The following is a 25,245-nucleotide window of genomic DNA, read 5'->3' on the forward strand; positions in this document are numbered from 1 at the left end:
AGTCCACCGGCCTGATTGGAGAATCCCTGGACAATTTTGCCGATGCGGCGGTGTACGGGCTTGCCCTTTATGCGGTTGGACATAGCGTGAAAATGCAGGTACGTGCCGCGCATCTTGCTGGTGTACTGCAACTGATCTTGGCTGTGGGCGTGCTCGTAGAGGTGGTGAGACGCTTTGTATTCGGTAGTGAGCCTGAATCGCTGGTGATGATGGCTATCGCATTCGTCGCATTGATTGCCAATACCAGTTGTCTGCTGCTCATATCCAAACATCGGGAAGGCGGGGCGCACATGAAGGCAAGCTGGATATTCTCGGCCAACGACGTGGTGATCAACCTGGGGGTCATCACCGCCGGCGCCCTGGTCGCGTGGACCGGTTCCAATTATCCGGATCTGATTATCGGCACCATCGCGGGGGGCATTGTACTTAACGGTGCCAGACGCATTTTGGCGTTGAAGGGTTAAATAATGCTCATTATTGGCAAAAAGCTCTCGCCGTATGCCCTATTGTCCATATCGGGCCTGCTGGCAGCGTCTGATCAGGCTGTAAAGTGGCTGGTGCAGCAATCAATGGCCTATGGCGAGTATGTTTCGGTGACCCCGTTCTTTAACTGGGTGCACCTATGGAACACCGGTGCCGCATTCAGTCTTTTTGCGAATGGTGGAGGCTGGCAGCGCTACTTTTTTAGGGTATACGGATTTAATGGTTGATGGGGCACCTTCACCCCATCAATCATTAAATCCGTATACCCGAAATCACGCGACTCAAGACGGAATCACCATGCTCGTCAAAATCATTCCTGAACTCGGTCTCTTCGCGCTGATCATGGCGCTGGGCCTGGCGTTTATACAGGCGCTGGCTCCGTTAGCGGGTGTCACGCTCCGCCGCCCACTCTGGATGGCCTTCGCCGAGCCCATGGCATGGGGGCAGTTCGCCTTCTTGCTGGTGGCCTATGCCAGCCTGACCGCGAGCTTCCTGCTCGATGATTTCAGTGTGTCCTATGTGGCCAACAACTCCAACTCGATGCTGCCGTGGTATTACAAGCTCACGGCGGTGTGGGGGGGACACGAAGGCTCGGTGCTGCTATGGAGCCTGATCCTCAGCGGCTGGGGCTTCGCCGTCAGCCTGTTCTCGCGCAACCTGCCGCGTGACATGCTGGCCCGTGTCTTGGGGGTCATGGGCATGGTCAGCACCGGATTCTTGCTGTTCATCCTGATCACGTCGAGCCCTTTTGAACGTCTGCTGCCGGGAGTGCCTCAGGACGGCGCCGATCTCAACCCGCTGCTACAGGACGTCGGGCTGATCCTCCATCCCCCCATGCTCTATATGGGCTATGTGGGCTTCTCGGTAGCTTTCGCCTTTGCCATCGCTGCCTTGCTGGGAGGGCGGCTCGATGCCGCCTGGACACGCTGGGTGCGGCCCTGGACCAATATTGCTTGGGCCTTCCTCACCATGGGCATCGCGCTGGGTAGTTGGTGGGCCTACTACGAGCTGGGGTGGGGCGGCTGGTGGTTTTGGGACCCGGTGGAGAACGCCTCGTTCCTGCCCTGGCTGACCGGGACGGCGCTCATCCATTCGCTGGCGGTCACGGAAAAGCGTGGCACCTTCAAGAGCTGGACCGCCCTGCTGGCGATCTTTACCTTTTCGCTGTCGCTGCTGGGCACCTTCCTGGTGCGCTCCGGGGTGCTGACGTCGGTGCATGCCTTCGCCAATGACCCGTCACGGGGCATCTTCATTCTGGCACTGCTGGGGTTCACGGTGGGCGCTTCCTTGCTGATCTTTGCCCTGCGTGCGCCGCGGATGAGCGGCAATGTGGGCTTCGGTTGGTTGTCTCGAGATGCGCTGTTGCTGATCAACAATATCCTCTTGGTCGTCATGACCGTGACCGTTTTGCTGGGCACGGTCTACCCGCTGATTCTCGATGCCCTGGGGCTGGGCAAGATCAGCGTCGGCCCACCGTACTTTAATACGCTATTCGTGCCGCTGACCGTGCTGCTGTGCGCCTTCATGGGGCTAGGCCCCGTGGCGCGCTGGAAGCAGATGGCGGGGCGCGAGTTGATGCGCCGACTACTTTGGTCCGGCATCGCCGCGCTGATCACGGCGGCGGCGGTGCCGTTCCTCTACGGCGGAGAATGGAACGCCGCCGTGGCGCTGGGGCTGGTCATGGCCCTGTGGGTCGTGCTGGCGTTGATCCGTGACCTGTTCGACAAGACCCGCCATGCCTCCTCACCCCTGGCCGGCTTGCGCAAGCTGTCGCTGGCGCATTGGGGCATGGTAGTCGGCCATCTGGGCATGGCCATCACCATCGTGGGCGTGGCCATGGTGTCGAACTATGCCATCGAGCGTAACGTACGTCTTGCCGTGGGGGAGCGTGTCGAGATAGGCGGTTACAGCTTCACCATGACCGACCTGAGCGAGCGCCGCGGTCCCAATTTCCTGGCCGATACGGCAACCCTTGAGGTGACACGTGATGGCCAGCATGTCACCACCCTACGGCCCGAGAAGCGATTGTATATTGCCCGCGGTCAGCCCATGACCGACGTCGCCCTGCGCCCTGGGCTGCTGCAGGACATTTACGTGGCGCTGGGCGAAGACTTGGGTGACGGTGCCTGGGCCATGCGAATCCAGATCAAGCCGTTCGTACGCTGGCTCTGGCTGGGGGCGTTGTTGATGGCCACTGGCGGTCTGCTGGCGGTGGCGGACCGTCGCTATCGGCGTCAGCGCTCAGTGCCAGCTGACTCCACTCTCCTCCGTGAGGTCCATACATGAAACGGCGACTGTTACTGCTTTTCCCCTTGCTGGTTTTCCTGGGACTGGGTTTCTTTCTCTACCGAGGCTTGGCCATGGATCCCAGTGCCCGCAATTCGGCACTGCTAGCCCAGCAGTTTCCTGCCTTTTCCCTCTCGACACTGAAGGATCCTGGTGCCCGGGTCGATGAGTCGCTGTTGCACGGGCAGGTCACGCTGGTCAATGTCTGGGCCGAGTGGTGCCCGACCTGCAAGGAGGAAATGCCCCAGCTGCTGACACTCGCTGAGCGCGGCGTGCGCTTGGTCGGCATCAACTACAAGGACACCCGCGTCAAGGGGCGGGAGTTTCTCGACGAGTTCGGCGACCCGTTCGAAGTCAATATCTTCGATCCGGATGGCGATCTGGGGTTCGAGCTCGGCGTCTACGGTGTGCCGGAGACCTTCCTCGTCGATGCCGAGGGCATCATTCGCTATAAGCACACGGGCTATATCACTCCCGAGGATGTCGAACGTGTCGTGCAGGAGGTGGGCAAATGGCGTTGATGACCCGGGCCGGCCTGCTGTTGCTCTTGTTGATAACGTCGGTCCCTGTGCTGGCGGATTCGGCTATCGAGGTGCGTGACTTCGAGAGGCCAGTAATGGCCGAGCGCTATCGTGATCTTACTGCCTCATTGCGCTGCCCCAAATGCGATGCCCAGGCCATCGACAGCTCGGATTCCCCGGTGGCTGCCGACATGCGCGAACGCGTTGCAGATTTGTTACGCGAAGGGCGATCCGATAAAGAAATCCTCGATTACATGGTCGCACGCTTCGGCGAATTCGTGCTTTATAACCCGCGACTCGACGAGCGTACCTGGTTGCTATGGGGATTGCCGTTCGTGCTGGTGATGATCGGGGGGGTTATCGTGGCGGTCTTCGTCCGCAAACGAAAGCATGCCCAGGTTCGAGCGCTCAGCGCCGAGGAGCGCGAGTACCTCAATGCCCTGTTTAACCGCGAGGGGAGCGAATGAATCTGCTCTGGTTGGGCATCGCCCTGTTACTGTTGCCTGCCCTGTGGCTCGTGATCCTGCCGCTGAGACGGACCCGCCCGCTGCACGATGCTCAGCAGGCCTTCGAAACCAAGCAGCGCACCGATGCCCAGAACGTGGCGGTCTATCGTCAGCGCCTGGCCTCGCTGGAAACGGCCCATGCACGCGGCGAGCTCGACACCGCGCGAGTCGAGGAGGGTCGGCTGGAGCTCGAACGCAGCCTGCTCGAGGATACCCAGGTACGCCGACGCACACCGCTCAAATCCCCCCAGGCCGGACGGTTGTTGGTGCCGCTGGTGATGGTGGCGTTGGTGGTGGCCAGTCTGCTCTGGTATCAACGGGAAGGCGCCGAGGGCGATCTGGCACTGTATGCCGTGCATCAGGAGGTGCGCAACTCGCCTGACGGCTCGCTGGCGATGCTGATCGAGCGGCTCGAGGAGCAGGCCAAGCGACAGCCGGACAATCCCAAGGTGTGGATGTCGCTGTTTCCGCTGTACCGGGACAGCAATCGGGGACGTGATGCCATCGCCGCGCTTGAGCGCCTGATTGAGCTGGAGGGTCGACAGCCTTCCCTGCTGGCGCAATTGGCACAGATCCAATTCTTCGTCGCCAATCGCTCGATGACCGAGGAGGTCCAGGCACTGGTCGACGAGACCCTAGACAAGGATCCGCGTCAGCCGACGGTGCTCGGCATGCTGGGCATCCATGCCTTCGATCGCGCCCGCTATGAAGAGGCTATCGATTACTGGCGACGCGCGATCGCCGGCTTCGACGACCCCGGCTCGGCGGAAGCGCTGCGGGAGGGCATTGCCGTGGCACAACAGCGCCTGGACGCCTCGTCCGACCAGGTCGATGCCCATCAGGCCGCGCAGGACGGCGCGTCGCTCGCGGTCAGGGTCGGCCTCGCCGAAGCGCTCCGCGAGTGGGCCGCGCCGGGCGACACGGTGTTCGTCGTCGCCCGCGACGTGGCCGGCGAACTGCCGCCGCTGGCCATCGAGCGGGCCACGGTCGCCGACCTACCGCTCGAGGTGACACTCGACGACGACGATGCCATGGCGCCCCAAGCACGGCTCTCCCAGATTGCCGAGCTGCGCCTGACGGTGCGCGTCTCCGCATCGGACGAGGCCACCCCGCAGCCAGGCGACCTGATCGGCGAGGCGGGGCCGGTGACACTCGGCGAGGCCGACTCGCCGATCGACGTCACCATCGATCGCATCGTTGACTAGCCAGGCTGATCGTAAACGCAGTCTCGGCAACGCGACTTGGCTGTCAGAGCATTAAGGAAGAACCATGCTGCAATATCCGCAGATCGATCCCGTGGCCATCTCCCTGGGGCCCGTGCAGATTCACTGGTATGGCCTGATGTATGTGGTCGGGCTGGCCGCCGCCTGGTGGCTAGGGCGTCGTCGAGCCCATCGCCTGGGTTTGAGTCACGATGATATCGGCGATCTGATTTTTTACGCTGCCGTGGGGATCATCTTGGGTGGCCGCCTGGGCTATGCGCTGTTCTACGGGCTCGAGCAACTTCTTGCCAACCCCTTGTGGCTCTTCAGGGTCTGGGACGGGGGCATGAGCTTCCATGGCGGCCTTGCCGGTGTGCTCATCGCCGCCCTGCTGTTTGCCCGCAAGCATCGCCTGGCTTTTTTCCAGCTGACCGATTTCATCGCCCCGCTGGTGCCGATCGGCCTGGGCGCCGGGCGCCTCGGCAACTTCATCAATCACGAGTTACCGGGACGTATCAGTGACGTTCCCTGGGCCATGGTCTTCCCCCCCATGATGGGGCTGGGGCCGGAGCCGCGGCACCCTTCAGCGCTTTATGAGTTCGCCCTGGAAGGCGTGGTGCTGTTTGTCATGCTGTGGTGGCTGTCGCGCCGACCGCGCCAGCGGGGCCTCATCTCCGGGCTGTTCCTGGTGCTGTATGGCGCCTTCCGCTTCACCGTGGAGTTCGTGCGCCTGCCCGATCCTCACCTAGGGTTCGTCGCCTTCGGCTGGCTGACCATGGGGCAGCTGTTGACCCTGCCGATGCTCATCGCGGGGCTGGCCCTGGTTGTCTGGTCAATGCGTCAGCCAGTGGATAGGGGGAAAACGGCGGCGGCCTCATGAACACGGCCTTCACCTTTCTGCTGGTGCTGCTGTTCGTCGCCACACCGGTAGCGGCCCGTGGAGAGTTTCCCGCGGGCAGTGGCAAGAGCTCCCCCTTCGGTACCTCGGCTCAACGGGAATTCCTGGCGGCTAAAGAAGCCTTCCGGGCCAGCGCCTGGCGAGACGATAGGAGGCTCTACGTCGGTTTCGTCATTGCCGAGGACTATTACCTCCACCGCCATCGGTTTGCGATGGCCACACCCTGCAGGTGGATATCTACCGCCTGGAAGAGGAGGTCGACTGGCTGCTGGAAGTCGTCAATGAGGAGGGCACCTCCCATGTATGGGACGACCGCTTCGCTACTGACCAGGCTGCCCTGGACGCGGTGCATGAGGCGATCGACGAGGAAGGCATCGCTGCTTTTCTGGACTGATGCTGGTACCCGTAAGGGAGCAACAGTAGTCCGCGTCGGGCATGGGCTACCCTGAAAGCCACACCATCCGCTAGGTTAGCCTCCCCATGACACAGCCCTCACACCCTCCCAAAGACCCGCTCGCCCGTATCTTTGCCTACCGGGCCATCGACCTCCGTGACCGCTTCCCACAGCCCTTGGAGAGCTTCCGAGAGGCGCTTGAATGCCTGCAAAGCGACCGTTCCTACATGGCGGCTATGAGCGGGGAGATCATCGCCTACCTGCGCGGCGGTTACGCCCTGACCATTCCGGACGAGTTCTTCATCTGCCGTAGCGGTGAGATCGACGCCACTCTCGTGCCGCCTGAAGAGAATGACGCGGTGTGCGCGAAAGTTGAGGCGTGGCTGCGAGAAATGCTCACCCGACCCGATGTCGACACCACCAAGGCTGTTCCCGCGGAGGAGCGGCCTTACTCCCTCGATCAACTACTGGCACAGTGCGATCTTCAGGCTCCACCCCCTGATGAGTTACAAGCTTGGCAGGACACACCCGATGTTGGACGCGAAATTCTGGAGGCACCTACTGAGAGAGATATCTGGCAAGCCGCCGAGCGATTGTTTGAAAGTCGAGAAGGTGCCGAACGCTGGATGACGAGCCCAGAAATTGCTCTTGGAAGTCGCACTCCGGCAGATGTGATGGTGGAAGATTCTCAGCAAATTTACGACCTTATCATGCGACTGGAGTACGGGGTCTATACATGAATGAAAGACCGCTATCGACCCAAAGCGGACTTTCCGACAAAGTAAGCATCCGCGCTCGGTTGTGTTATGAAGCATGTACTATGATTGGCGTTATAGTACAAAATGATAATTAATTTTAAGGATCTTCAGTAGGTAAGAGAGGAGTTGGCAAACGGCATAATATTGTTGAGTGCGCGTTGAAGTGGAATATCGAGCCCGCGGTCTGATACCTGTAGAAATATTAGCAATAAATTAGCAATAAGGGGTTGGAATGTTACTGCCATTGTTCGATAAAAATTGTGATCTCGTTGCTTGGATAAAACCAAACGAGCATATTTTTGGAGCCAACATGGAGTGGGTGGCCTTTATATCAAATGGTCATGCTTGGTCATCGAGGTCTGGTAATTGGCTTGGCCCTGTCTCAGGGCTTCTGTGTAAGGATACATCCGGCAAGCCCGTCCTTTGGAATCCCAATGAAAGAGTCACCGGTACGGCAAAACCGGCTAAGCCCGCTAAAGCTGCAAAGGCTGCCAAGCCTGCAAAACCAGCTAAACCGGCCAAGCCAGCAAAACCAGCTAGGCCTGCGACTCCGGCGGGCGGTTGGTCCTCCGAAAGCTATTTTGCATGGTCTGGACAATAGCTCTAACAAAAAGCTCAGTTGCGACGCGAAAAGCGGCGCGCTTTAGCTTGGCGTTATATGGCACTGCCTGTTTGTCATTTTCTATCCAAATCGCTCGAGCGGAAGCCTCAGCAGACAATAAAAAGATCTAGTAATGGAAGAAAATCATTCAATGGCTTCGTCAACACATCAGACTTGAAGATCAAGGTGGCTATAGATTTTTCTACAATCTATAGTGAAAATAGGGGTGTTGGGCTTCATATGTGGGGGAACGGATGTTTTTGAGTGCGATCAGGATAAAAAATTACCGCAGACTGTCGGATGTGACAATCGATCTGGATAACGAAATTTCGATTTTTGTGGGTTCGAATAACAGCGGCAAGACATCTGTCGCACATGCGATGCATTTCTTCACCGGTGGTTCAAAAGACCGTTTTCGCTTTCATGATATCAGCGCATGTAGTTGGGGCGATATTAACGCTTTTGAAGCAGGGCAGGAAGGTGCTTCGCTTCCCGTCTTGTCAGTTGACTTTTGGTTTGAGGTCGATCAGTCAGACCTCCATCGTGTTATTGATCTGCTTCCTAACCTTGATTGGCAGGGATCGAAAGTCGGCGTTCGTATCGCGTTCGCACCGCAAAGCGAAGATGAAACTTTGGCTCGCTTCCGCGAACGGCATGCGCAGGCACAAGAAGCTGTTGAGGGTGCGGGGGCACCTGACGACGAAGAAAACTATGTTGCCCCGCCGCGATCGCTGCGCGAGTTTCTCGAAGAAAATATTCAGAAAGAATATGAATTCAAATACTTTGTCCTCGATGAATCTAAGTTCAATAATGATTTTGAGCCTAACGTAGACTACGAACCTCAAGAGCTGCTGCGTGACCAAGGTAGAACAGGGAGGGATATAGTCAACTCTCTGATTAAGATTGACTTTCTACACGCCCAGCGTCATCTGTCAGACAGCGAGGGAGGCAGCCGCTCGGAGGAACTTTCCCGACATCTTAGTCGCTATTACCAACGAAATCTGGAGCGCCGTGGTGAGGACCACAACGCGATCAGAGCACTCGCAGAATCCGAGGCCTTGCTGAACCAGCATCTTGAACAAGTGTTTACTGGTACTCTTCAGCGTCTCGGCCAACTTGGATATCCAGGGCTGGCCAATCCACGCCTGATTATTAAGTCGGCGCTTAATCCGGCTACAGTTATGAATAGCCAAGATGGCACCCATGTTCACTATGCCCTAAACGATGACGGGCTTACGCTTCCCGATAAATACAACGGCCTTGGCTTCAAGAACCTCATCTACATGGTCGTCGAACTTCTTGATCTCCATGCGCAATGGTTTGCAACGGAAGAAAAGCGTCCACCTCTTCATCTAGTGTTTGTCGAAGAACCAGAAGCCCATTTGCATGCCCAGTTGCAGCAAGTGTTCGTCAACAAGATCTTGGAGATTCTGGCGGAAGAAGGTGACGAGCCTGATGGATTCCACACACAGCTTGTTTTGACGACCCACTCGCCTCACATTCTCTACGAGCGCGGCTTTCAGCCTATTCGTTATTTCCGTCGCGAGGGCACGGGCATTGAGCAATCGTCCAAGGTCCTTAATCTGTCGGCATTCTATCGGGCGACGGGAAACCCTAGCCGAGATTTTCTGGAGCGGTATTTAAAGCTAATGCACTGCGATATATTTTTCGCTGACGCGGCCGTTCTCGTTGAAGGCAACGTCGAGCGGCTGGTCATGCCGCAGATGATAGAGAAAGCGGCACCGGGCCTACGGTCCTGTTACCTTAGCGTACTCGAAATCGGTGGCGCTTACGCACACTTGTTCCGCACGCTCATTGAATTCCTCGGTATCACAACGCTCGTCGTTACTGATTTAGACAGTGTGAGGGGACCGGTTGATGAGGATGATGGCGTCGAGCCGGTGGAAGAGGGCGATGCCGGTGAGGGCGAGGCTACTCCAGGCAGCACTTGCACGCCGGAAACTCTAGACGCGGTGACATCTAACCAAATGCTTGCGCAGTGGCTGCCCGGTAGAAACAGGATCGACGATCTTCTGGACGCTGATGCTGCGTCCAAGACAATAGCAGCAGATGAATTCGGATTGGGCGCTATCCGCGTCACCTATCCCTGCACCGTCAATCTCGAGCGCGACGGCGAACAGATAGAGCGAGCCGGTCGTACACTCGAAGTCGCCTTTGCATTCGATAATCTGGATTGGACGCAGGATGCCGCCAATCGGGAACTGAGACTCCGGGTACAAGCACCGAAAAATCTGGAAGATCTCGCGCAGAAGCTTCACAACAAAGTACATGGCTCAAACTACAAGAAAACCGACTTCGCGCTCGCACTGCTATCCAAGCACCCGGATAGTTGGAAGGTCCCTCGTTATATAGCCGAAGGCTTAACTTGGCTCGAAACCACCTTGGGCGTGACAGCGGAAGAACATGACCAACAAAAAGGTGGCGCCGTATGACAAACCGCATCGGAAAACCCAATACAGCAACCGACATGGCACTTCACGAGCGGCTTGCGGGTGACAGCAATCGGCATTTCGTGATGGTTGCGGGGGCCGGTTCGGGAAAGACAACATCGCTGGTTAAAGCCCTTGCTCAGATCGAGTGTACTCAAGGTCCTTCCCTCCGCCGAAAAGGGCAACAAGTCGCTTGTATAACCTATACCGAAGTGGCCGTAGATGAAATTCGCGGTGACGTCGGGAACGACGAACTATTCCACATCTCCACAATCCACAGCTTTCTCTGGACACTCATCAAGCCGTTTCAAAACAATCTCCAGGAATGGGTCAGTAACCGGTTGCAGGAGAAGATTGCCGAAGAGCAAGAGAAGATCGACAAACCGCGTACGAGAGAAGCCACGAAAATTCGTGCAGCAGAACTCATCGAGCGCTATAGGCGTCAGCTTACAGAGATCAGTTCTGTAAAAAGTTTCCGGTACGGGACTGGTAGCGACTATTCAAATGGTGTTCTAGGTCACAGCGATATCCTGAAGATAGGACCCGAGTTTATTGCAGGTCATGCACTGATGCAGGCCGTTTTGGCACGGCGCTTTCCGGTCATCTTTGTCGATGAAAGTCAGGACACTGATCCGGCTTTTGTGGATTCCCTTGTCCAAGTGGCACGTGCTTTTCCGTTAGGTTTTTGCCTTGGTTTCTTCGGCGATCCCGTGCAAAAGATTTACATGCAAGGTGCTGGTTCCATTCCGGCCGAAGAGGGATGGGAAACGCTGGAGAAGCCCGAGAATTTCAGATGCCCTAAAGCAGTGCTCCGCGTCATCAACCGAATCAGGGCAGAAGATGACCGGCTTGAGCAAACGCGAGGACGCCGCATTTCGGTGGGCGATGGAGATGTTTCCGTCGAAGGATCTGCCAGAGTATTGATACTACCTGCCGATGATCTGCGACACGAGCGGCTGCAGGAAGCACGTCGCTGGCTGTCCGACCAGGATGGTGATGATGGCTGGCTGAAGGAAGATGACGAGGAAGCGCTGCGGCTCCTAGTGTTGGTCCATCGGATGGCGTCAACCCGGCTAGGTTTTCCGAACCTCTATAGTGCCCTCAATGACAAATCTCCGGAAGAGCTCAGCACCGGCTTGATTGACGGAACGGCATGGGTAGTGCGTCCCCTCCTATCTTACATCTTGCCATTGGTCCTTGCGCGGCACGAAGGGCGGGAATTCGAGATCATGCGCCTGCTTCGGAAACATTGCCCTCGCTTACAGCCCGATGCTCTGGCCGCTGTTGACACTGCGGGACTGCTGAATGGTCTGCGAGAACAGCTCGGCGGGCTGGTGGCAATGTTAGAAGCCGATAGCGGCATGCGCATCGGTGATGTCATGCGATTAATTAGAGATAGCAATTTGGCAGCGCTCGATGAGCGTTACATTGAGCTGATCAATATCTACGCTGAATCACCTGAAACGGTTCCCGATCCGGCGACAGACAATGCTGCGCTTCGTTTCATGCAATGTGACGTTTCTGAGCTGTGGGGTTACCGTAAATATATCGAGAAGATGTCTCCCTTTTCAACTCAGCAAGGCATCAAGGGAGCCGAATTCGATAAGGTTATCGTTGTAGTTGACGATCAGGAGGGGCGAACAAATACGTTCTCCTACGGCAAGTATTTCGGCGTAACGGAACTTTCAGATACAGATTACGCGAACATTGCTTCCGGTAAAGACTCTGTCATCGATCGAACCCGGCGCTTATTCTATGTTTGCTGCTCGCGGGCACTGTCCGACCTTGCCGTAGTGGTATTTACCGATGACACAGCACGGATGCGTGACGTATTGCTCAAGAGGGAATTCTTTGATCCCGAATGCGTCCAAGTCTTAGACTAATTTCTATGGCAGAAAGTCAGCTTTCTATCTACCAACAGATCAGCTTTTCGAAAGCCTTCCCGGAGCAAATGATCATAGATTCAAGGGCCGCTTTTGGCCGAAAGCGGCCCTGCCAACCACATCTTTAGATGGGCAGGGCATGATCTTTAATCCTCTGTTCTGACCAGCCATCCTTCAACGGTGTCCGAACCGTATTCGTCTTTCCAGGCTTTTAGTGTTTTCTGGTTGCCGCCGCGTGTCTCTACGACTTCACCAGTATTAGGGTTTTTATAGATCTTCAGCTTGCGTTTGGCGCGACCCGTGCTCGTGGTGCTGGAGGGTCTGGCCGCTGTCTGTTGTGGGTCAAGCAGCTTGATGACATCTGCAGCCGACTTGTCAAATTCTCGCATGAGAGCTTCCAGCTTATCCTTGAACTGGAGCTCAGCCTTGAGGCGGTCGTCGTTCTTGAGCCTATCCAGCTCTTCCTGAAGCTGTTTTAGCTGCTGTTCCTTCTGCATGTAGGAAGCTAGTATGGACATGTGACCTTCTGTTCGGGTGGATAGCTACAACTATGGGGAATAGTCAAGAATAAATCAAGCCATAATGGTGTCCCTGTCAAGATCAGAAATGATTCGCCGAGACGACCCCGCTTCATGCGGCTTCTATGCTCGATGAGCCTGAATCACTGGAGTATGACGCGTTGCGATTAATGCAGGCATTGACTTACTGTCTCACTTTTTAGGTGTGAGAAGAGAGCGTATGGCAGTAAAGCTCAGCTGTAGAGCTCTGTGGCCGCAGGAAGAAGAGTGGCTGGGTCACAGGCCAGCACTGTGGCGATACGGTAAAGCTTCTCTACAGTGATGTTGACCTCCCCTCGTTCAATTCGGCCTACGTAGCTCCTATCTATGCCACTCAGCAGTGCTAAGTCATCCTGAGATAGACCGCGCGCCTTCCTGCGGTGTCGAATCCGCTCCCCTATTGCTTTCGCCAGATGGTCCATGGCCGCCTCAAAATCTCTTGAGGCGGCACTATCATGCGTTTGCGGACCGTCAGGCCACGGATTATAATCCGCATTTTACTCTTTTCCCCCGGACCTCCCATGAAGCCCAACACGTTCACCCTCGACAAACGGCTGTATGAGCTCCTTCAGGAGGAAGGGCTTGATCGGTTCACCACGCAGGACCTCCGGGATGCCTTCGCGTCCAGGCTGGAGGAGGGTTCGTTCCAGCTGAAGGATGTGCGGAGGTATGTGTATGAGCAGATACGCCGCATGCTGCGCGTGGGCTGGCTCGTGCTAGACGATGAGCGCAAGAGCCGCGGGCAGGTCTATCATCGTCTTCCCATGCCAGAAAAATTGCGGTTAAACTTAATTAGTAATGGCTTTGAGGCAAGCTTCACGCCCAGCAAGACCAAGAAGCGGACGTCCGCCGAGGCTACGCCTACCTCAGCCCCAAACCGTCCTGAGTCAGAGGTCTACCAGCGACTAGAAACGACGCTCAAGGAGGTCCGCCTGGATCTTCTCGCCTCAATGGGGGAGGCCGAGCGTTACAAGCAGCTGCTTAGCGACATGCCATACCTGCGAGCCCATGTGGAAAGTGAGTATCAAGAAGCGAAGGACCAAAGTTCTCGCCTGCTGGGCCACCTGCGTGCGGTGGAGAAGACGATTTCTGCATTGTCCTCGCCATGAAGTTGCCGCGACTCAGGCTGTGGCAGCAGCGCTGCATTGACGCGGCGCTGCATCACTTTGCTACCACACCACACTTTTTGTGTCAGGCAACTCCAGGCGCTGGCAAGACACGATTGGCAGCAGAACTTGCACGCTGTCTCTTTGAGAATAATCAGATAGATCTAGTTCTTTGCTTTGCGCCCTCATGCCAGGTTGTAGAAGGTTTTCGCCAAACCTTTTCAGAAGTACTGGATAAGCGGCTTGATGGCTTGGTCGGTGCCGTTGGGGGTGCTTATACCTACCAGGCTATGGATTATAGGGATGAGTCCTTCTGGCAGCTTCTCAATGACTTTCGTGCTTTTGTCGTGTTTGACGAAATACACCACTGTGCTGGACATGATCCTTTGCTAAGTAATGCCTGGGGTCAGAAAATCCTTCAGAGAGTTCAGGACCGCGCCGCCTACACATTGGCACTTTCGGGGACTCCATGGCGTTCTGATGACCTACCCATCGCACTAGCACGCTATTCATCACCAGAAGGTGAGTTGATCTGCGACTTTAGATACGGCCTACGAGAGTCCGTCAATGATAATGTGTGTCGCTCGCCGCGCATTGTGCTTCTTGACCATCAAGAGGTTAAGCTAACCGAAGAGATTAGGGACGAGAGCACTGCCAGGCTCTTTCCAAGCATTGCTGCATTGCTCGGAGATTCCCCAATCACCTACGAGGACCTCCTTCGCCATGATGATGTGGTGCATCAGATACTGGGGCTGGCTTGTGAGAGGTTAGATGAGGTGCGGCAACAAAAGCCGGATGCGGCAGGCTTGGTCGTGGCAACCGATATTGAGCATGCCCATCAGGTAGCTTTATCCTTAGAGGCCAGAGGAGAGGCTTGCCATGTTGTCACTAATAGGACTCCTGGCGCGCAGCAAGTGATCAACTTCTTTCGACACAGTGATTGCCGCTGGATTGTGGCAGTTGGTATGGTTAGCGAGGGAACGGATATTCCTCGACTTCAAGTATGCTGCTACCTCAGTCGAATTCGTACGGAGCTGCATTATCGCCAAGTGTTAGGGAGAGTCTTGAGGAGGAGTGGCGCGGAGGACGAAAATGCATGGTTGTTTATGTTGGCTGAGCCGGTTCTTAGACGCTTTGCCGAGCGTGTTGCACAAGATTTGCCGAACGATAATTTGGTTTTTAAGAAGGAGGAGATGACCTTCGTTAACAATGAAGATGCAAATTGGGTTGGAGGTGAAGGTGGTCACTTGAGTGGCGTGCTTGATGGAGTTGTGGCTGCTTTCGGAGAATGCGGTGAGTTAAGTAAAGATAAAGAGTTTTATTCTTCGGTTGAGCCGGTTTATCATTTGAGTTTCTCGGGGAAGTATCGCGAAGAGTTGTTGAGATTTCTTTAGGTTTTGAGGGCTTGTTTCTTGATTTTCTTTGAATAGCTTGCTTTTCTGGTGAGCAAGCTTTTTGGTTTTAAATTAATTTTTTCGGCTGTGTTTGTTGTTTGTTTGATCATTTTGATTGTGCTCTGCTATCCTTCGGTCAATATGGCGTAAAAGTGCGGGGCTCACATGATTCATCAGCAGGTTCACCAAGCCGCTACACCAAGGTTGCCACATGGCGTGCTTGGTGGTTGGCCTGAGGGGCGAAGGGGCTGGCCTGGAGGGCGAACCGAATCCGAGGAAATCCATGAGTCCCTATTTATCTTCGGCCCGGAGTCCTCGGGCAAGACCACCCTGACGCTCTCGGTGATCGCCCAGGCCCAGAAGCAGGGCAAGACCTGCGCCTTTATCGACGCCGAGCATGCCCTTGACCCCAGCTATGCCGAAAAGCTGGGCGTCAACCTGGATGATCTGCTGGTTTCCCAGCCCGATACCGGCGAGCAGGCCCTTGAAATCTGCGACATGCTGGTGCGCTCCGGTGGTGTCGACGTGATCATCATCGACTCGGTGGCGGCGCTGACCCCCCGCGCCGAGATCGAGGGCGAGATGGGCGACTCCCATGTCGGTCTGCAGGCGCGCCTGATGTCCCAGGCGCTGCGCAAGATCACCGGCAATATCAAGAACGCCAACTGCATGGTGGTGTTCATCAACCAGATCCGCATGAAGATCGGCGTGATGTTCGGTAGCCCCGAGACCACCACCGGCGGCAATGCGCTCAAGTTCTACTCCAGTGTGCGTCTGGATATCCGGCGTACCGGCTCGGTCAAGCAGGGCGACGAGGTGACCGGCAACGAGACCCGGGTCAAGGTGGTCAAGAACAAGGTGGCGCCCCCGTTCCGCCAGGCCGAGTTCCAGATCCTCTATGGCAAGGGGATCTACCATGCCGGAGAGGTGGTCGATCTCGGCGTGCAGTGCAAGCTGGTCGACAAGGCCGGTGCCTGGTACAGCTACCAGGGCAACAAGATTGGCCAGGGCAAGGCCAATGCCGCCCAGTTCCTCGAGGATAACCCGGCGGTGATGGAGGAGATCGAGAGCCAGATTCGTGCTCAGCTGCTTGCCACGGCAGAGCCCGCCAAGGAGGAGGGCGATGAGGTCGCCTTGCCGGCCGATGGCGATCAGGGCAGCGATCGGCTGTAAGCCATGTTCGAGCGCAGCGCTGGTGACTCCACGCCCCGAGACGATGCGCTCCGCCTGCTGGCTCGCCGCGAATACTCTCGCGCCGAGCTGGCAGAGCGGTTGGCGGCCAGGGGGCATGCGCCGGCAGACATCGACGAGTGTCTCGACGAACTTGCCGCGCAGGGGTTGCAGTCGGATACCCGTTTCGCCGAGAGCTTCCTGCGCTCGCGCCTCTTCCGTGGGCAGGGGCCCGTGAAGATCCGTCTGGAGATGGCGCGTCGAGGCCTCGACCCGGAGGAGGTGCGAGAGGCCTTCGCGGCGGGTGAGGTGGACTGGCAGGCCCTGGCCTGTGAGACGCTCTCGCGGCGCTTCCCCGGTCCCGGTGACTCCCCCCGGGAGCGCGCCCGCCGCGAGCGCTTTCTGGCGGGACGCGGCTTCGACTTCGACCAGGTGCGCCACGCCCTGGCACACGCCTGGAGCGCCGACCCTGACGATGCCTAGCTCAGGCTCGCTGTGCACCCGTTCCTTCGCCGCCGACGCGGCTGCCCCTTCAGTCCCTTGACGACTGCGCTATAATGACCCCCTTTGCGAACGCCCCGGGTGGCATCCCGTGGTAGTGCGATGTGCCCCGTTCAGGCTCGTCGCGGTGCCCGTCTCGAGCCAGCGTCGCCCGCCGGGTCCTCCCGTTCATCGCCACGGATACCCCATGAAAAGCGCAGACATCAGACAGGCCTTTCTGAGTTACTTCGAGGCGCACGGCCACAGCGTCGTGCCTTCCAGCTCTCTGGTTCCCGGCAACGACCCGACCCTGCTGTTCACCAATGCGGGCATGGTGCCCTTCAAGGACGTCTTCCTGGGTCGCGATCCGCGCCCCTATGTGCGCGCGACATCCTCCCAGCGCTGTGTGCGTGCCGGGGGCAAGCACAACGATCTCGATAACGTCGGCTATACCGCTCGCCATCACACCTTCTTCGAGATGCTGGGCAACTTCAGCTTCGGCGACTACTTCAAGCGCGATGCCATCCGCTTCGCCTGGGAGTTCCTGACCGAGACTCTGGGGCTGCCGAAGGAGAAGCTGTGGGTCACGGTGCACGTCAGCGATGACGAGGCCGAGCGCATCTGGAAGGAGGAGGTCGGCATCGACCCCGAGCGCTTCTCCAGGCTCGATGAGGACAACTTCTGGCAGATGGGCGACACCGGCCCCTGTGGGCCGAGCTCCGAGATCTTCTTCGATCACGGTCCCGAGGTGTGGGGTGGCCCTCCCGGTAGCCCCGAGGAGGATGGCGATCGCTATATCGAGATCTGGAACCTGGTGTTCATGCAGTTCGACCGCGATGCCGAGGGCAACATGCACCCGCTGCCCAAGCCCTCCATCGATACCGGCATGGGGCTGGAGCGCATCGCCGCGGTGATGCAGGGAGTGCACTCCAACTACGAGATCGACCTGTTCCAGAACCTGCTGGCGGCGGCGGCGCGACATACCGGGCATGCGGATACCCGCAACCCCTCGCTGCGGGTGATCGCCGATCATATCCGCTCCTGCGCCTTCCTGATCGCCGACGGCGTGCTGCCCTCCAACGAGGGGCGGGGCTATGTGCTGCGCCGTATCATTCGGCGCGCCATCCGCCACGGCCACAAACTGGGCGCCCAGGGCAACTTCTTCCACCGGCTGGTGGGGGCGCTGGATGCCGAGATGGGCGAGGCCTATCCCGAGCTGCGCGAGGCGCGCCCCCAGATCGAGCGGGTGCTGCTCAAGGAGGAGGAGCAGTTCGCCCGCACACTGGAGCATGGCATGGGCCTGCTCGAGGAGGCGCTGGCCGGCCTCGACGGCGAGGTGCTGCCCGGCGAGACGGTATTCAAGCTGTATGACACCTATGGCTTCCCCTTCGATCTAACCGCCGATGTCTGCCGCGAGCGTGGCGTGACCCTCGATGAGGTCGGTTTCGAACGTGCGCTTGCGGCCCAGCGCGAGCGTGCCCGAGCGGCCAGTCAGTTCGGCGCCGACTATGGCGGCACCCTGGAACTGGAGGGCGAGACCGCCTTTACCGGTTACGAGCGTCTCGAGGATCACGCCACCGTCAGCGCGCTGGCCGACCGCGAGGGCAATGCCCTGGAGCGGCTCACCCCGGAGCACAAGGCGGTGGTGGTGCTGGATCGTACCCCCTTCTATGGCGAGTCCGGTGGCCAGGTGGGCGATACCGGCTATCTGCATCTCGACGGCGGTGGTCGCTTCCTGGTGGAGGATACCCAGAAGCAGGGTGATCACCATCTGCACCACGGCGTGCTGCTCGAGGGCGTGCTGGCCCTAGGGGACAGGGTGCGCCCGGTGGTGGATGCCGGCCTGCGCACCGCCACGGTGCGTAACCACTCCGCCACCCACCTGATGCACAAGGCGCTGCGCATGGTGCTGGGCGATCATGTGGCCCAGAAGGGGTCGCTGGTCACCCCGGAGCGCCTGCGCTTCGATTTCAGCCATTTCGAGCCGATGACCGCCGACCAGCTTGCCGAGGTGGAGCGCCTGGTCAACGAGCAGGTCCTGGCCAATGCCCCGACCCGCGTCGAACAGATGACCCTTGACGAGGCCAAGGCCAGGGGAGCGGCGGCACTCTTCGAGGCCAAGTACGCCGACAGCGTACGGGTGCTGACCATCGGTGCCGACGACTTCTCCATCGAGCTGTGCGGCGGCACCCATGTGGCGCGCAGCGGCGATATCGGCTGCTTCCATATCGTCAGTGAGCAGGGCATCGCCTCCGGCGTGCGCCGCATCGAGGCGATCACCGGCGAAGGGGCACTGGCCTGGTTCCATGAGCAGGAGGCCCGGCTCAACCGCATCGGCGAACGGCTCAAGGCCAAGCCCGAGCAGGTCGAGGAGCGCGTGGCGTCACTGGTGGAGCGCAATCGCGGCCTGGAGAAGGAGCTCGAGCGGCTCAAGGCCAAGCTGGCCAGCGCCGCCGGCAGCGACCTGATTGCCGAGGCGAGCGAGGTGGCCGGGGTCAAGGTCCTGGCCAGGTCCCTCGAGGGCGTCTCCGGCAAGGAGCTGCGTGGAATGCTCGACCAGCTCAAGAACAAGCTCGGTTCCGGCATCATCGTGCTGGGAGTGGGCGATGAGGCCGCCGGCAAGGTGAGCCTGATCGCCGGGGTCACCGACGACCTCACCGGTCGCATCAAGGCCGGGGAGCTGGTCAATCACGTGGCCGGCCAGGTGGGCGGCAAGGGCGGTGGGCGAGCCGATATGGCCCAGGCGGGCGGCAGCGACGTCGCTGCCCTGCCGGGGGCCCTGGAGGATGTTCCCGCCTGGGTCGAAGAGCGCCTGAAATAGGATATGACAGGGCCGGTTGCCGTGAGGCGCCGGCCCTGTTTGCAAGGAGTCACCTTTCACTCACCCGGGCGCCCGCGCCCGACGCACGAGGGAAAATTGCAGATGGCACTATACGTACAGAAATTCGGCGGTACCTCGGTGGGCTCCGTGGAGCGCATCAAGGCCGTGGCCGAGAAGGTCAAAGGCTTCCGTGACAACGGCCACCAGGTCGTGGTGGTGGTGTCGGCGATGAGTGGCGAGACCAATCGCCTGATCGGCATGGCCAACGAGATCAATGACGAGCCCACTCCGCGAGAGATGGACATGCTGGTCTCCACCGGTGAGCAGGTCACCATCTCGCTGCTGGCCATGGCCCTGCACAAGCTGGGGGTGCCGGCGACCTCCTATACCGGTTCTCAGGTGGGCATCCAGACCGATAGCGCCCACACCAAGGCGCGGATCCAGCGCATCGAGACCGATGAGCTGCAGGCCGATCTGGATGATGGTCAGGTGGTCGTGGTAGCGGGCTTCCAGGGCGTCGACGAGGAGGGCAATATCACCACCCTCGGTCGCGGCGGCTCCGACACCACCGGTGTGGCCCTGGCCGCGGCGCTGAAGGCCGATGAGTGCCAGATCTATACCGATGTCGACGGTGTCTACACCACCGACCCCCGCGTCTGCAGCAAGGCCCAGCGCCTCGAGCGCATCACCGTCGAGGAGATGCTGGAGCTGGCCAGCCTCGGCTCCAAGGTGCTGCAGATTCGCGCCGTCGAATTCGCCGGCAAGTACAATGTTCCGCTGCGCGTGCTGTCCAGTTTCCAGGACGGCCCCGGCACCCTGATCGTTGCAGACTCCGACCAAGAAGAGGACTCCATGGAAGAACCGCTGATCTCCGGTATCGCCTTCACTGCCAGCGAGGCCAAGCTGACGCTGCTCAACACCCCGGACGTGCCGGGCGTGGCATCGCGCATCCTCGGGCCCATCGCCGGCGCCAATATCGAAGTCGACATGATCGTGCAGAACGTGGCCCCGGCCGGCGACTACACCGACTTCACCTTTACCGTGGCCAAGGGGGACTACAAGCAGACCCTCAAGATCCTCAACGAGCAGGTGCTGCCCGACCTGGGCGAGGGCGAGGTCAAGAGTGACGACAATATCGCCAAGGTCTCGCTGGTGGGCGTTGGCATGCGCTCCCATGCCGGTGTGGCCTCCAAGATGTTCCGCGTGCTTGCCGAGGAGAGCATCAATATCCGCATGGTCTCGACCTCCGAGATCAAGATCTCCGTGGTGATCGACGAGAAGCAGATGGAGCTCGCCGTCCGCGCCCTGCACAAGGCCTTCGGCCTCGACAAGGCCGATATCGAGAACGAGGAATAAGCCGACCCCCTCGGGGGGTAGATTACCTTCTACGCTGGTAGGGAGCCCCGCTGCATCTCGCGGTGGGGTTCCCTTCAACGGGGGCTTGGTGTTTCATGGGCCGCCGTGTTGGTCATGGAAGGCGTTCTGCCACATACTGAGACGGTGTGATGCCGTCGGCCAGCACCCCGTTGCCAGCCAGAGAACAAGTCTGAGAAGGAGATCAGCCATGCTCATCCTGACCCGCCGTGTCGGCGAGACCCTGATGATCGGTGATGACATCACCGTGACGGTGCTGGGCGTGAAGGGTAACCAGGTCCGTATCGGTGTGAATGCACCCAAGGATGTGGCAGTCCATCGCGAGGAGATCTACCAGCGCATTCAGCGTGAGAGGAGCGACGAGGAAGGCTCTGACCACGAGGTGTAGTGCGCAGGGGGCGGTTAATAAAAAAACCGCCGGGGTGCTGGACAAACTCCTTCGGAAACGGTAAGATATGCGCCGTGTCGTTAGGGAGAGGTGGCCGAGTGGCTGAAGGCGCTCCCCTGCTAAGGGAGTAAGGGGTTTATAGCCTCTTCGAGGGTTCGAATCCCTCCCTCTCCGCCATAACGATACCGTGAAGCATCAGCGCCCGTAGCTCAGCTGGATAGAGTACCTGACTACGAATCAGGTGGTCGGAGGTTCGAATCCTCCCGGGCGCGCCAGCTTTACACGCAGCAGGTGATGGCGGTCACCGTGACAACACCGCACTAAGCGCCCGTAGCTCAGCTGGATAGAGTACCTGACTACGAATCAGGTGGTCGGAGGTTCGAATCCTCCCGGGCGCGCCAGATACCGACCCGTCCTCTCGCAGGGCGGGTCTTCTGTTTTGTTTATGATGTTTTCTCGCTAGCCGGACCGGCCGTACCCACGATGGGCGCCGGCTCCGCGATCGTTTGAGGCGCCGTCGCCATTGCGACGTGCGCCTCTTTTTTTGCCTTCCTCAGCGTCTTTCTTTCCTGCAATAGTGCCTTTGTTTCCTCGGTTAATGCCTTTCTTTCCTGAGATAGTGTCTGTCTATCCTGCAGTGGCGTCAGCTTGCCCCGCCGCCGCGCCTGCCAGGCTTGGAGCAGGGTTGGCTGGCTCCGCACTGTCTGTCCGCAGTCCCTCGAGCAGTTCGTCGAGCAGGGTGAGTCGCTTGACTCGCTGAAAACGGCGAGCCGCCTCGGCGTCTGCCCGGCGCATATGATTGAGCCACTGCTTGATCAGCGAGGCCACGATGCGTTCGGGAAGGGTCTTGCGCTTGAGGGTCGCGAACTCGTGCAGGATCTCTGCGCGTGCCGCCCAGGGCGTGACTGCCAGCCGCTCACCGGTGAGGTGCCAGTGGCGAATGCGGGCCGCCAGCCAGGGATCGGCCAGGGCACCACGGCCTAGCATGACATGTCGACAGCCGGAGAGTGTGCGAGCCTTCCAGTAGTCCTCGAGAGCCCAGATATCACCGTTGGCGATCACCGGAATGGTGAGGTCGCGTCGTATGCGGCCGATCCACTCCCAGTGGGCCGGTGGGCGATAGCCCTCTTCGCGGGTGCGGCCGTGCACCACCAGGTGCCGGGCGCCACCGGCCTGGGCGGCGCGGCCACAGGCCAGCGCCAGACGGCGGTCGGCGAACCCCAGGCGAATCTTGGCGGTCACCGGGATGCGGTGGCCCACCGCCTCGTGGACGGCGGCAACCGCGGCATGCACTCGCCGCGGGTCGCGCAGCAGCGAGGCGCCGCCATCATGACGATTGACGAGCTTGGCCGGGCAGCCGAAGTTGAGATCGATGCCGATGGCGCCGAGGCGCAATGCCTGGGCGGCGTTGGCGGCCAGGGCCGCGGGGTCGGAGCCGAGCAGCTGCAGCTGGACCGGTACGCCCGAGGGGGTCGTCCTGGGGGAGTACTGCAGTTCGGGGCAGTGCTTGTAGAAGACCCGCGGGGGCAGGCGGGCATCGACCACGCGGACAAACTCGGTGACCACCCAGTCGAAGCCCGGCTGCCGGGTCAGCAGGGCTCGGGTATCGGCGTCGATGACGCCCTCCATGGGGGCCAGGCCGAGGCGCCCGGGAGTATCTTGTAGTAAATTAACAACGCTGACTTCCACCATGACCCCATTGCAATTTGTCGACAACCTGGCAGGTTATACCATTGCAGATTCTACGCAAGCCACCCAGCATGGCGTGACAGCGCCGGTGGTGGCGGACCATTCACAAGGGAGGCGCCCAATGCAGGATATGCAGCTTCTGGAGGAGGGACTGTCCCTCATGGCCCTGGGCATGGGCTTTGTTTTTGTTTTTCTTACCTTGCTAGTCATTGTGACCACCCTGATGTCGAAGTTTATCGGTCGCTTCTTCCCCGAGCCCGTGACGCCGGCGGTGCCGTCGACACGCGGCCGCGCAGCCTCACAGGCGAGTCAGGACGAGGATGTCATGGTGGCGATTTCCGCCGCGGTGCATCGCTATCGCCGCCGCCGTCGTCGCTGACCCCTCCATCTCCGGTTTCTTTCCTACCACCATCCACAACGCCAAGGTCACCCCATGACTGACAACGCTCGCCCGCTGGGCATTACCGATGTCGTCCTGCGCGACGCCCACCAGTCGCTGTTTGCTACCCGCATGCGCCTGGATGACATGCTTCCCATCGCCGAGAAGCTCGACCGTGTCGGCTTCTGGTCGCTGGAATCCTGGGGCGGTGCCACCTTCGACGCCTGTATCCGCTACCTCGGCGAGGATCCGTGGGAGCGGATACGGGCGTTGAAGGCCGCCATGCCCAATACTCCCCAGCAGATGCTGCTGCGTGGCCAGAACCTGCTTGGCTATCGCCATTACGCCGACGATGTGGTCGATCGCTTCGTCGAGCGCGCCAGGACCAACGGCGTCGATGTCTTCCGGGTCTTCGATGCCATGAACGACCCGCGCAACCTGGAGCGTGCCATTCAGGCGGTGCGCAAGGTCGAGGGTCACGCCCAGGGCACGCTCTCCTATACAGTGAGCCCGGTACACACCCTGGATGGCTGGGTGGAGCTCGGCAGGACCATCGCCGACATGGGTGCCGACTCACTCTGCATCAAGGACATGGCGGGACTGCTCAAGCCCTACGATGCCTATGAGCTGGTCTCCAGGCTCAAGAAGGCCGTGGACCTCCCCATCCACATGCAGTGTCATGCCACCACGGGCATGTCCACCGCGACCGCCATCAAGGCCGCCGAGGCGGGCATCGACAACGTCGATACCGCCATCTCCTCGATGTCCATGACCTACGGTCACAGCCCCACCGAATCCGTGGTGGCCATTCTCCAGGGCAGCGAGCGCGACACCGGCCTGGACCTCGAGCTGCTCGAGGAGATCGCCGCCTATTTCCGCGAGGTGCGCAAGAAGTACGCCGCCTTCGAGGGCTCGCTGAAGGGCATCGATTCACGCATCCTGATCGCCCAGGTGCCGGGCGGCATGCTCACCAACATGGAGGGCCAGCTCAAGGAGCAGGGGGCCGGCGACAAGCTCGACGACGTCCTCCAGGAGATACCGCGCGTGCGCGAGGACCTGGGCTTTATCCCGCTGGTGACGCCCACCTCCCAGATCGTCGGCACCCAGGCGGTGATGAACGTGATGATGGGGGGGCGCTACAAGTCGATCTCCAAGGAGGTCCAGGCGCTGCTCAAGGGCGAGTATGGTGCCGCCCCGGCGCCGTTCGACAAGGAGCTGCAGGCACGCGTGCTGGAAGGGGGCGAGCCGATCACCTGCCGTCCGGCCGACAACCTGAGTCCCGAGATGGACAGGCTGACCGCCGAGCTCAAGGAGAAGGCCAGGGCCGACGGCATCCGCCTGGCCGAAGGCGAGCGCGAGATCGACGACGTGCTGACCTATGCGCTCTTTCCCCAGATCGGCCTGAAGTTCCTCGCCAACCGCGATAACCCCGACGCCTTCGAGCCGGCCCCCCAGGCGCCAGGCAGTGAGAGCCCCGATGCCGGCGCCAAGCTGCCGGCCGCTTCACGGAAGGGCGGGGCAGAGCCCAAGGCGCCGGCCGCCGGTCCCGAGACCTACACCGTCAAGGTCAACGGCAAGGCCTACGTGGTCGAGGTCGCCGAAGGCGGCGAGGTCGGGGCCATTCAGGAGCAGGCCGCACCGGCTGCCGCCGCCCCTGCCGCGAGCGGCGAAGCGTCGCCCGGCGAAGCGTCGCCCGGCGAGACGATCAGTGCCCCCCTGGCCGGCAATATCTTCAAGGTCAACGTGCGTGAGGGTGACAGCGTCGCCGAAGGGGATGTGGTGATCATCCTCGAGGCGATGAAGATGGAGACCGAGGTGCGTGCCTCAAGCGCCGGCACCGTTTCCGCCGTCAAGGTCGGCGAGGGCGACAGCGTCGCCGTCGGTGACGTGCTGATCGAGCTCTAA

At 59.6% G+C, this 25,245-nt stretch carries 23 protein-coding genes, 3 tRNA genes and 1 pseudogene; 24 read left to right on the forward strand and 3 right to left on the reverse strand.

Going from position 1 to position 25,245, the window contains the following annotated elements; all coding sequences use genetic code 11:
* The 12 genes and pseudogenes from IOC61_RS11175 to IOC61_RS11225 all read left to right on the forward strand — a co-directional run.
* Nucleotides 1-464, forward strand: a 464-nt coding sequence (locus tag IOC61_RS11175) for a cation transporter (RefSeq protein ID WP_140599729.1), incomplete at its 5' end; no start/stop codon positions are given.
* Between the two features lie 3 nt (nt 465-467).
* A pseudogene (locus tag IOC61_RS11180) lies at nt 468-686 on the forward strand (signal peptidase II); the annotation flags it as partial.
* A gap of 94 nt (nt 687-780) precedes the next feature.
* Complete coding sequence (locus IOC61_RS11185; protein WP_023005051.1) at nt 781-2,769, forward strand: heme lyase CcmF/NrfE family subunit; 1,989 nt, start codon at nt 781-783, stop codon at nt 2,767-2,769.
* On the forward strand, nt 2,766-3,290 hold the full coding sequence (locus tag IOC61_RS11190) for a DsbE family thiol:disulfide interchange protein (protein ID WP_031217685.1): 525 nt from the start codon (nt 2,766-2,768) through the stop codon (nt 3,288-3,290). Before IOC61_RS11185 ends, IOC61_RS11190 begins: the two co-directional genes overlap by 4 nt.
* Nucleotides 3,281-3,757: a cytochrome c-type biogenesis protein gene (locus IOC61_RS11195; protein ID WP_195688905.1), complete on the forward strand. Its 477-nt coding sequence runs from the start codon at nt 3,281-3,283 to the stop codon at nt 3,755-3,757. Before IOC61_RS11190 ends, IOC61_RS11195 begins: the two co-directional genes overlap by 10 nt.
* A complete protein-coding gene (gene ccmI, locus IOC61_RS11200; RefSeq protein WP_023005048.1) occupies nt 3,754-5,001 on the forward strand; it encodes a c-type cytochrome biogenesis protein CcmI in 1,248 nt (415 codons plus the stop codon). The genes IOC61_RS11195 and ccmI overlap by 4 nt, the downstream gene beginning before the upstream one ends.
* Nucleotides 5,002-5,065: 64 nt before the next feature.
* Entirely contained in the window at nt 5,066-5,878 is an 813-nt protein-coding gene (gene lgt, locus IOC61_RS11205) for a prolipoprotein diacylglyceryl transferase (protein ID WP_023005047.1), read from the forward strand.
* Between the two features lie 247 nt (nt 5,879-6,125).
* Complete coding sequence (locus IOC61_RS11210) at nt 6,126-6,290, forward strand: hypothetical protein (RefSeq protein WP_229333097.1); 165 nt, start codon at nt 6,126-6,128, stop codon at nt 6,288-6,290.
* An 86-nt stretch (nt 6,291-6,376) separates the two neighbouring features.
* Nucleotides 6,377-7,030, forward strand: a complete 654-nt coding sequence (locus tag IOC61_RS11215) for an antitoxin Xre/MbcA/ParS toxin-binding domain-containing protein (protein ID WP_195688906.1) — start codon at nt 6,377-6,379, stop codon at nt 7,028-7,030.
* A 250-nt stretch (nt 7,031-7,280) separates the two neighbouring features.
* Nucleotides 7,281-7,649 carry a 4-fold beta flower protein gene (locus tag IOC61_RS17955; RefSeq protein ID WP_420706339.1) on the forward strand — a complete coding sequence of 123 codons (369 nt, stop codon included), beginning with the start codon at nt 7,281-7,283 and terminating at the stop codon, nt 7,647-7,649.
* A 254-nt stretch (nt 7,650-7,903) separates the two neighbouring features.
* Complete coding sequence (locus IOC61_RS11220) at nt 7,904-10,102, forward strand: ATP-dependent endonuclease (RefSeq protein ID WP_195688907.1); 2,199 nt, start codon at nt 7,904-7,906, stop codon at nt 10,100-10,102.
* Entirely contained in the window at nt 10,099-11,982 is a 1,884-nt protein-coding gene (locus IOC61_RS11225; RefSeq protein ID WP_195688908.1) for a UvrD-helicase domain-containing protein, read from the forward strand. The genes IOC61_RS11220 and IOC61_RS11225 overlap by 4 nt, the downstream gene beginning before the upstream one ends.
* A 146-nt stretch (nt 11,983-12,128) precedes the next feature.
* On the opposite strand, the gene IOC61_RS11230 is transcribed toward IOC61_RS11225, so the two are convergent.
* Nucleotides 12,129-12,500 carry a histone-like nucleoid-structuring protein, MvaT/MvaU family gene (locus IOC61_RS11230; RefSeq protein ID WP_195688909.1) on the reverse strand — a complete coding sequence of 124 codons (372 nt, stop codon included), beginning with the start codon at nt 12,498-12,500 and terminating at the stop codon, nt 12,129-12,131.
* Between the two features lie 233 nt (nt 12,501-12,733).
* Complete coding sequence (locus IOC61_RS11235) at nt 12,734-12,961, reverse strand: helix-turn-helix domain-containing protein (protein WP_161431027.1); 228 nt, start codon at nt 12,959-12,961, stop codon at nt 12,734-12,736.
* Nucleotides 12,962-13,060: 99 nt separating this feature from the next.
* Between IOC61_RS11235 and IOC61_RS11240 the strand changes: the two genes are divergently transcribed.
* The 10 genes from IOC61_RS11240 (at nt 13,061) to IOC61_RS11285 (ending at nt 21,673) form a co-directional block, all read left to right on the forward strand.
* Nucleotides 13,061-13,648, forward strand: coding sequence for a hypothetical protein (locus tag IOC61_RS11240; protein WP_195688910.1), 588 nt, complete (start codon nt 13,061-13,063; stop codon nt 13,646-13,648).
* Nucleotides 13,645-15,039: a DEAD/DEAH box helicase gene (locus IOC61_RS11245; protein WP_195688911.1), complete on the forward strand. Its 1,395-nt coding sequence runs from the start codon at nt 13,645-13,647 to the stop codon at nt 15,037-15,039. The genes IOC61_RS11240 and IOC61_RS11245 overlap by 4 nt, the downstream gene beginning before the upstream one ends.
* 165 nt (nt 15,040-15,204) lie before the next feature.
* The gene (gene recA, locus IOC61_RS11250) at nt 15,205-16,212 is read left to right on the forward strand and encodes a recombinase RecA (protein WP_420706340.1); all 1,008 of its coding nucleotides are present in this window, start codon (nt 15,205-15,207) and stop codon (nt 16,210-16,212) included.
* 3 nt (nt 16,213-16,215) lie between these two features.
* Nucleotides 16,216-16,692 (forward strand): regulatory protein RecX, encoded by a 477-nt coding sequence (locus IOC61_RS11255; RefSeq protein WP_195688912.1) that lies wholly within the window; start codon nt 16,216-16,218, stop codon nt 16,690-16,692.
* Nucleotides 16,693-16,897: 205 nt separating this feature from the next.
* Nucleotides 16,898-19,510, forward strand: coding sequence for an alanine--tRNA ligase (gene alaS / locus IOC61_RS11260; protein ID WP_195688913.1), 2,613 nt, complete (start codon nt 16,898-16,900; stop codon nt 19,508-19,510).
* Nucleotides 19,511-19,612: 102 nt separating this feature from the next.
* Nucleotides 19,613-20,866 carry an aspartate kinase gene (locus IOC61_RS11265; protein ID WP_195688914.1) on the forward strand — a complete coding sequence of 418 codons (1,254 nt, stop codon included), beginning with the start codon at nt 19,613-19,615 and terminating at the stop codon, nt 20,864-20,866.
* Between the two features lie 208 nt (nt 20,867-21,074).
* A complete protein-coding gene (csrA, locus tag IOC61_RS11270) occupies nt 21,075-21,272 on the forward strand; it encodes a carbon storage regulator CsrA (protein ID WP_195688915.1) in 198 nt (65 codons plus the stop codon).
* An 84-nt stretch (nt 21,273-21,356) separates the two neighbouring features.
* Nucleotides 21,357-21,449, forward strand: a tRNA-Ser gene (locus tag IOC61_RS11275).
* A 21-nt stretch (nt 21,450-21,470) separates the two neighbouring features.
* Nucleotides 21,471-21,547: transfer RNA gene (locus IOC61_RS11280), tRNA-Arg, on the forward strand.
* Nucleotides 21,548-21,596: 49 nt separating this feature from the next.
* Nucleotides 21,597-21,673 (forward strand) — tRNA-Arg (locus tag IOC61_RS11285).
* A gap of 226 nt (nt 21,674-21,899) precedes the next feature.
* Here the strand turns inward: IOC61_RS11285 and IOC61_RS11290 are convergent.
* Entirely contained in the window at nt 21,900-22,901 is a 1,002-nt protein-coding gene (locus tag IOC61_RS11290; RefSeq protein WP_195689126.1) for a tRNA dihydrouridine synthase, read from the reverse strand.
* 181 nt (nt 22,902-23,082) lie between these two features.
* Between IOC61_RS11290 and IOC61_RS11295 the strand changes: the two genes are divergently transcribed.
* Complete coding sequence (locus tag IOC61_RS11295; RefSeq protein WP_195688916.1) at nt 23,083-23,340, forward strand: OadG family protein; 258 nt, start codon at nt 23,083-23,085, stop codon at nt 23,338-23,340.
* A 54-nt stretch (nt 23,341-23,394) separates the two neighbouring features.
* Entirely contained in the window at nt 23,395-25,245 is a 1,851-nt protein-coding gene (gene oadA, locus IOC61_RS11300; protein ID WP_195688917.1) for a sodium-extruding oxaloacetate decarboxylase subunit alpha, read from the forward strand.

Source organism: Halomonas sp. KAO (assembly GCF_015595025.1).
In the GTDB taxonomy this organism is placed as follows: Bacteria; Pseudomonadota; Gammaproteobacteria; order Pseudomonadales; family Halomonadaceae; genus Halomonas.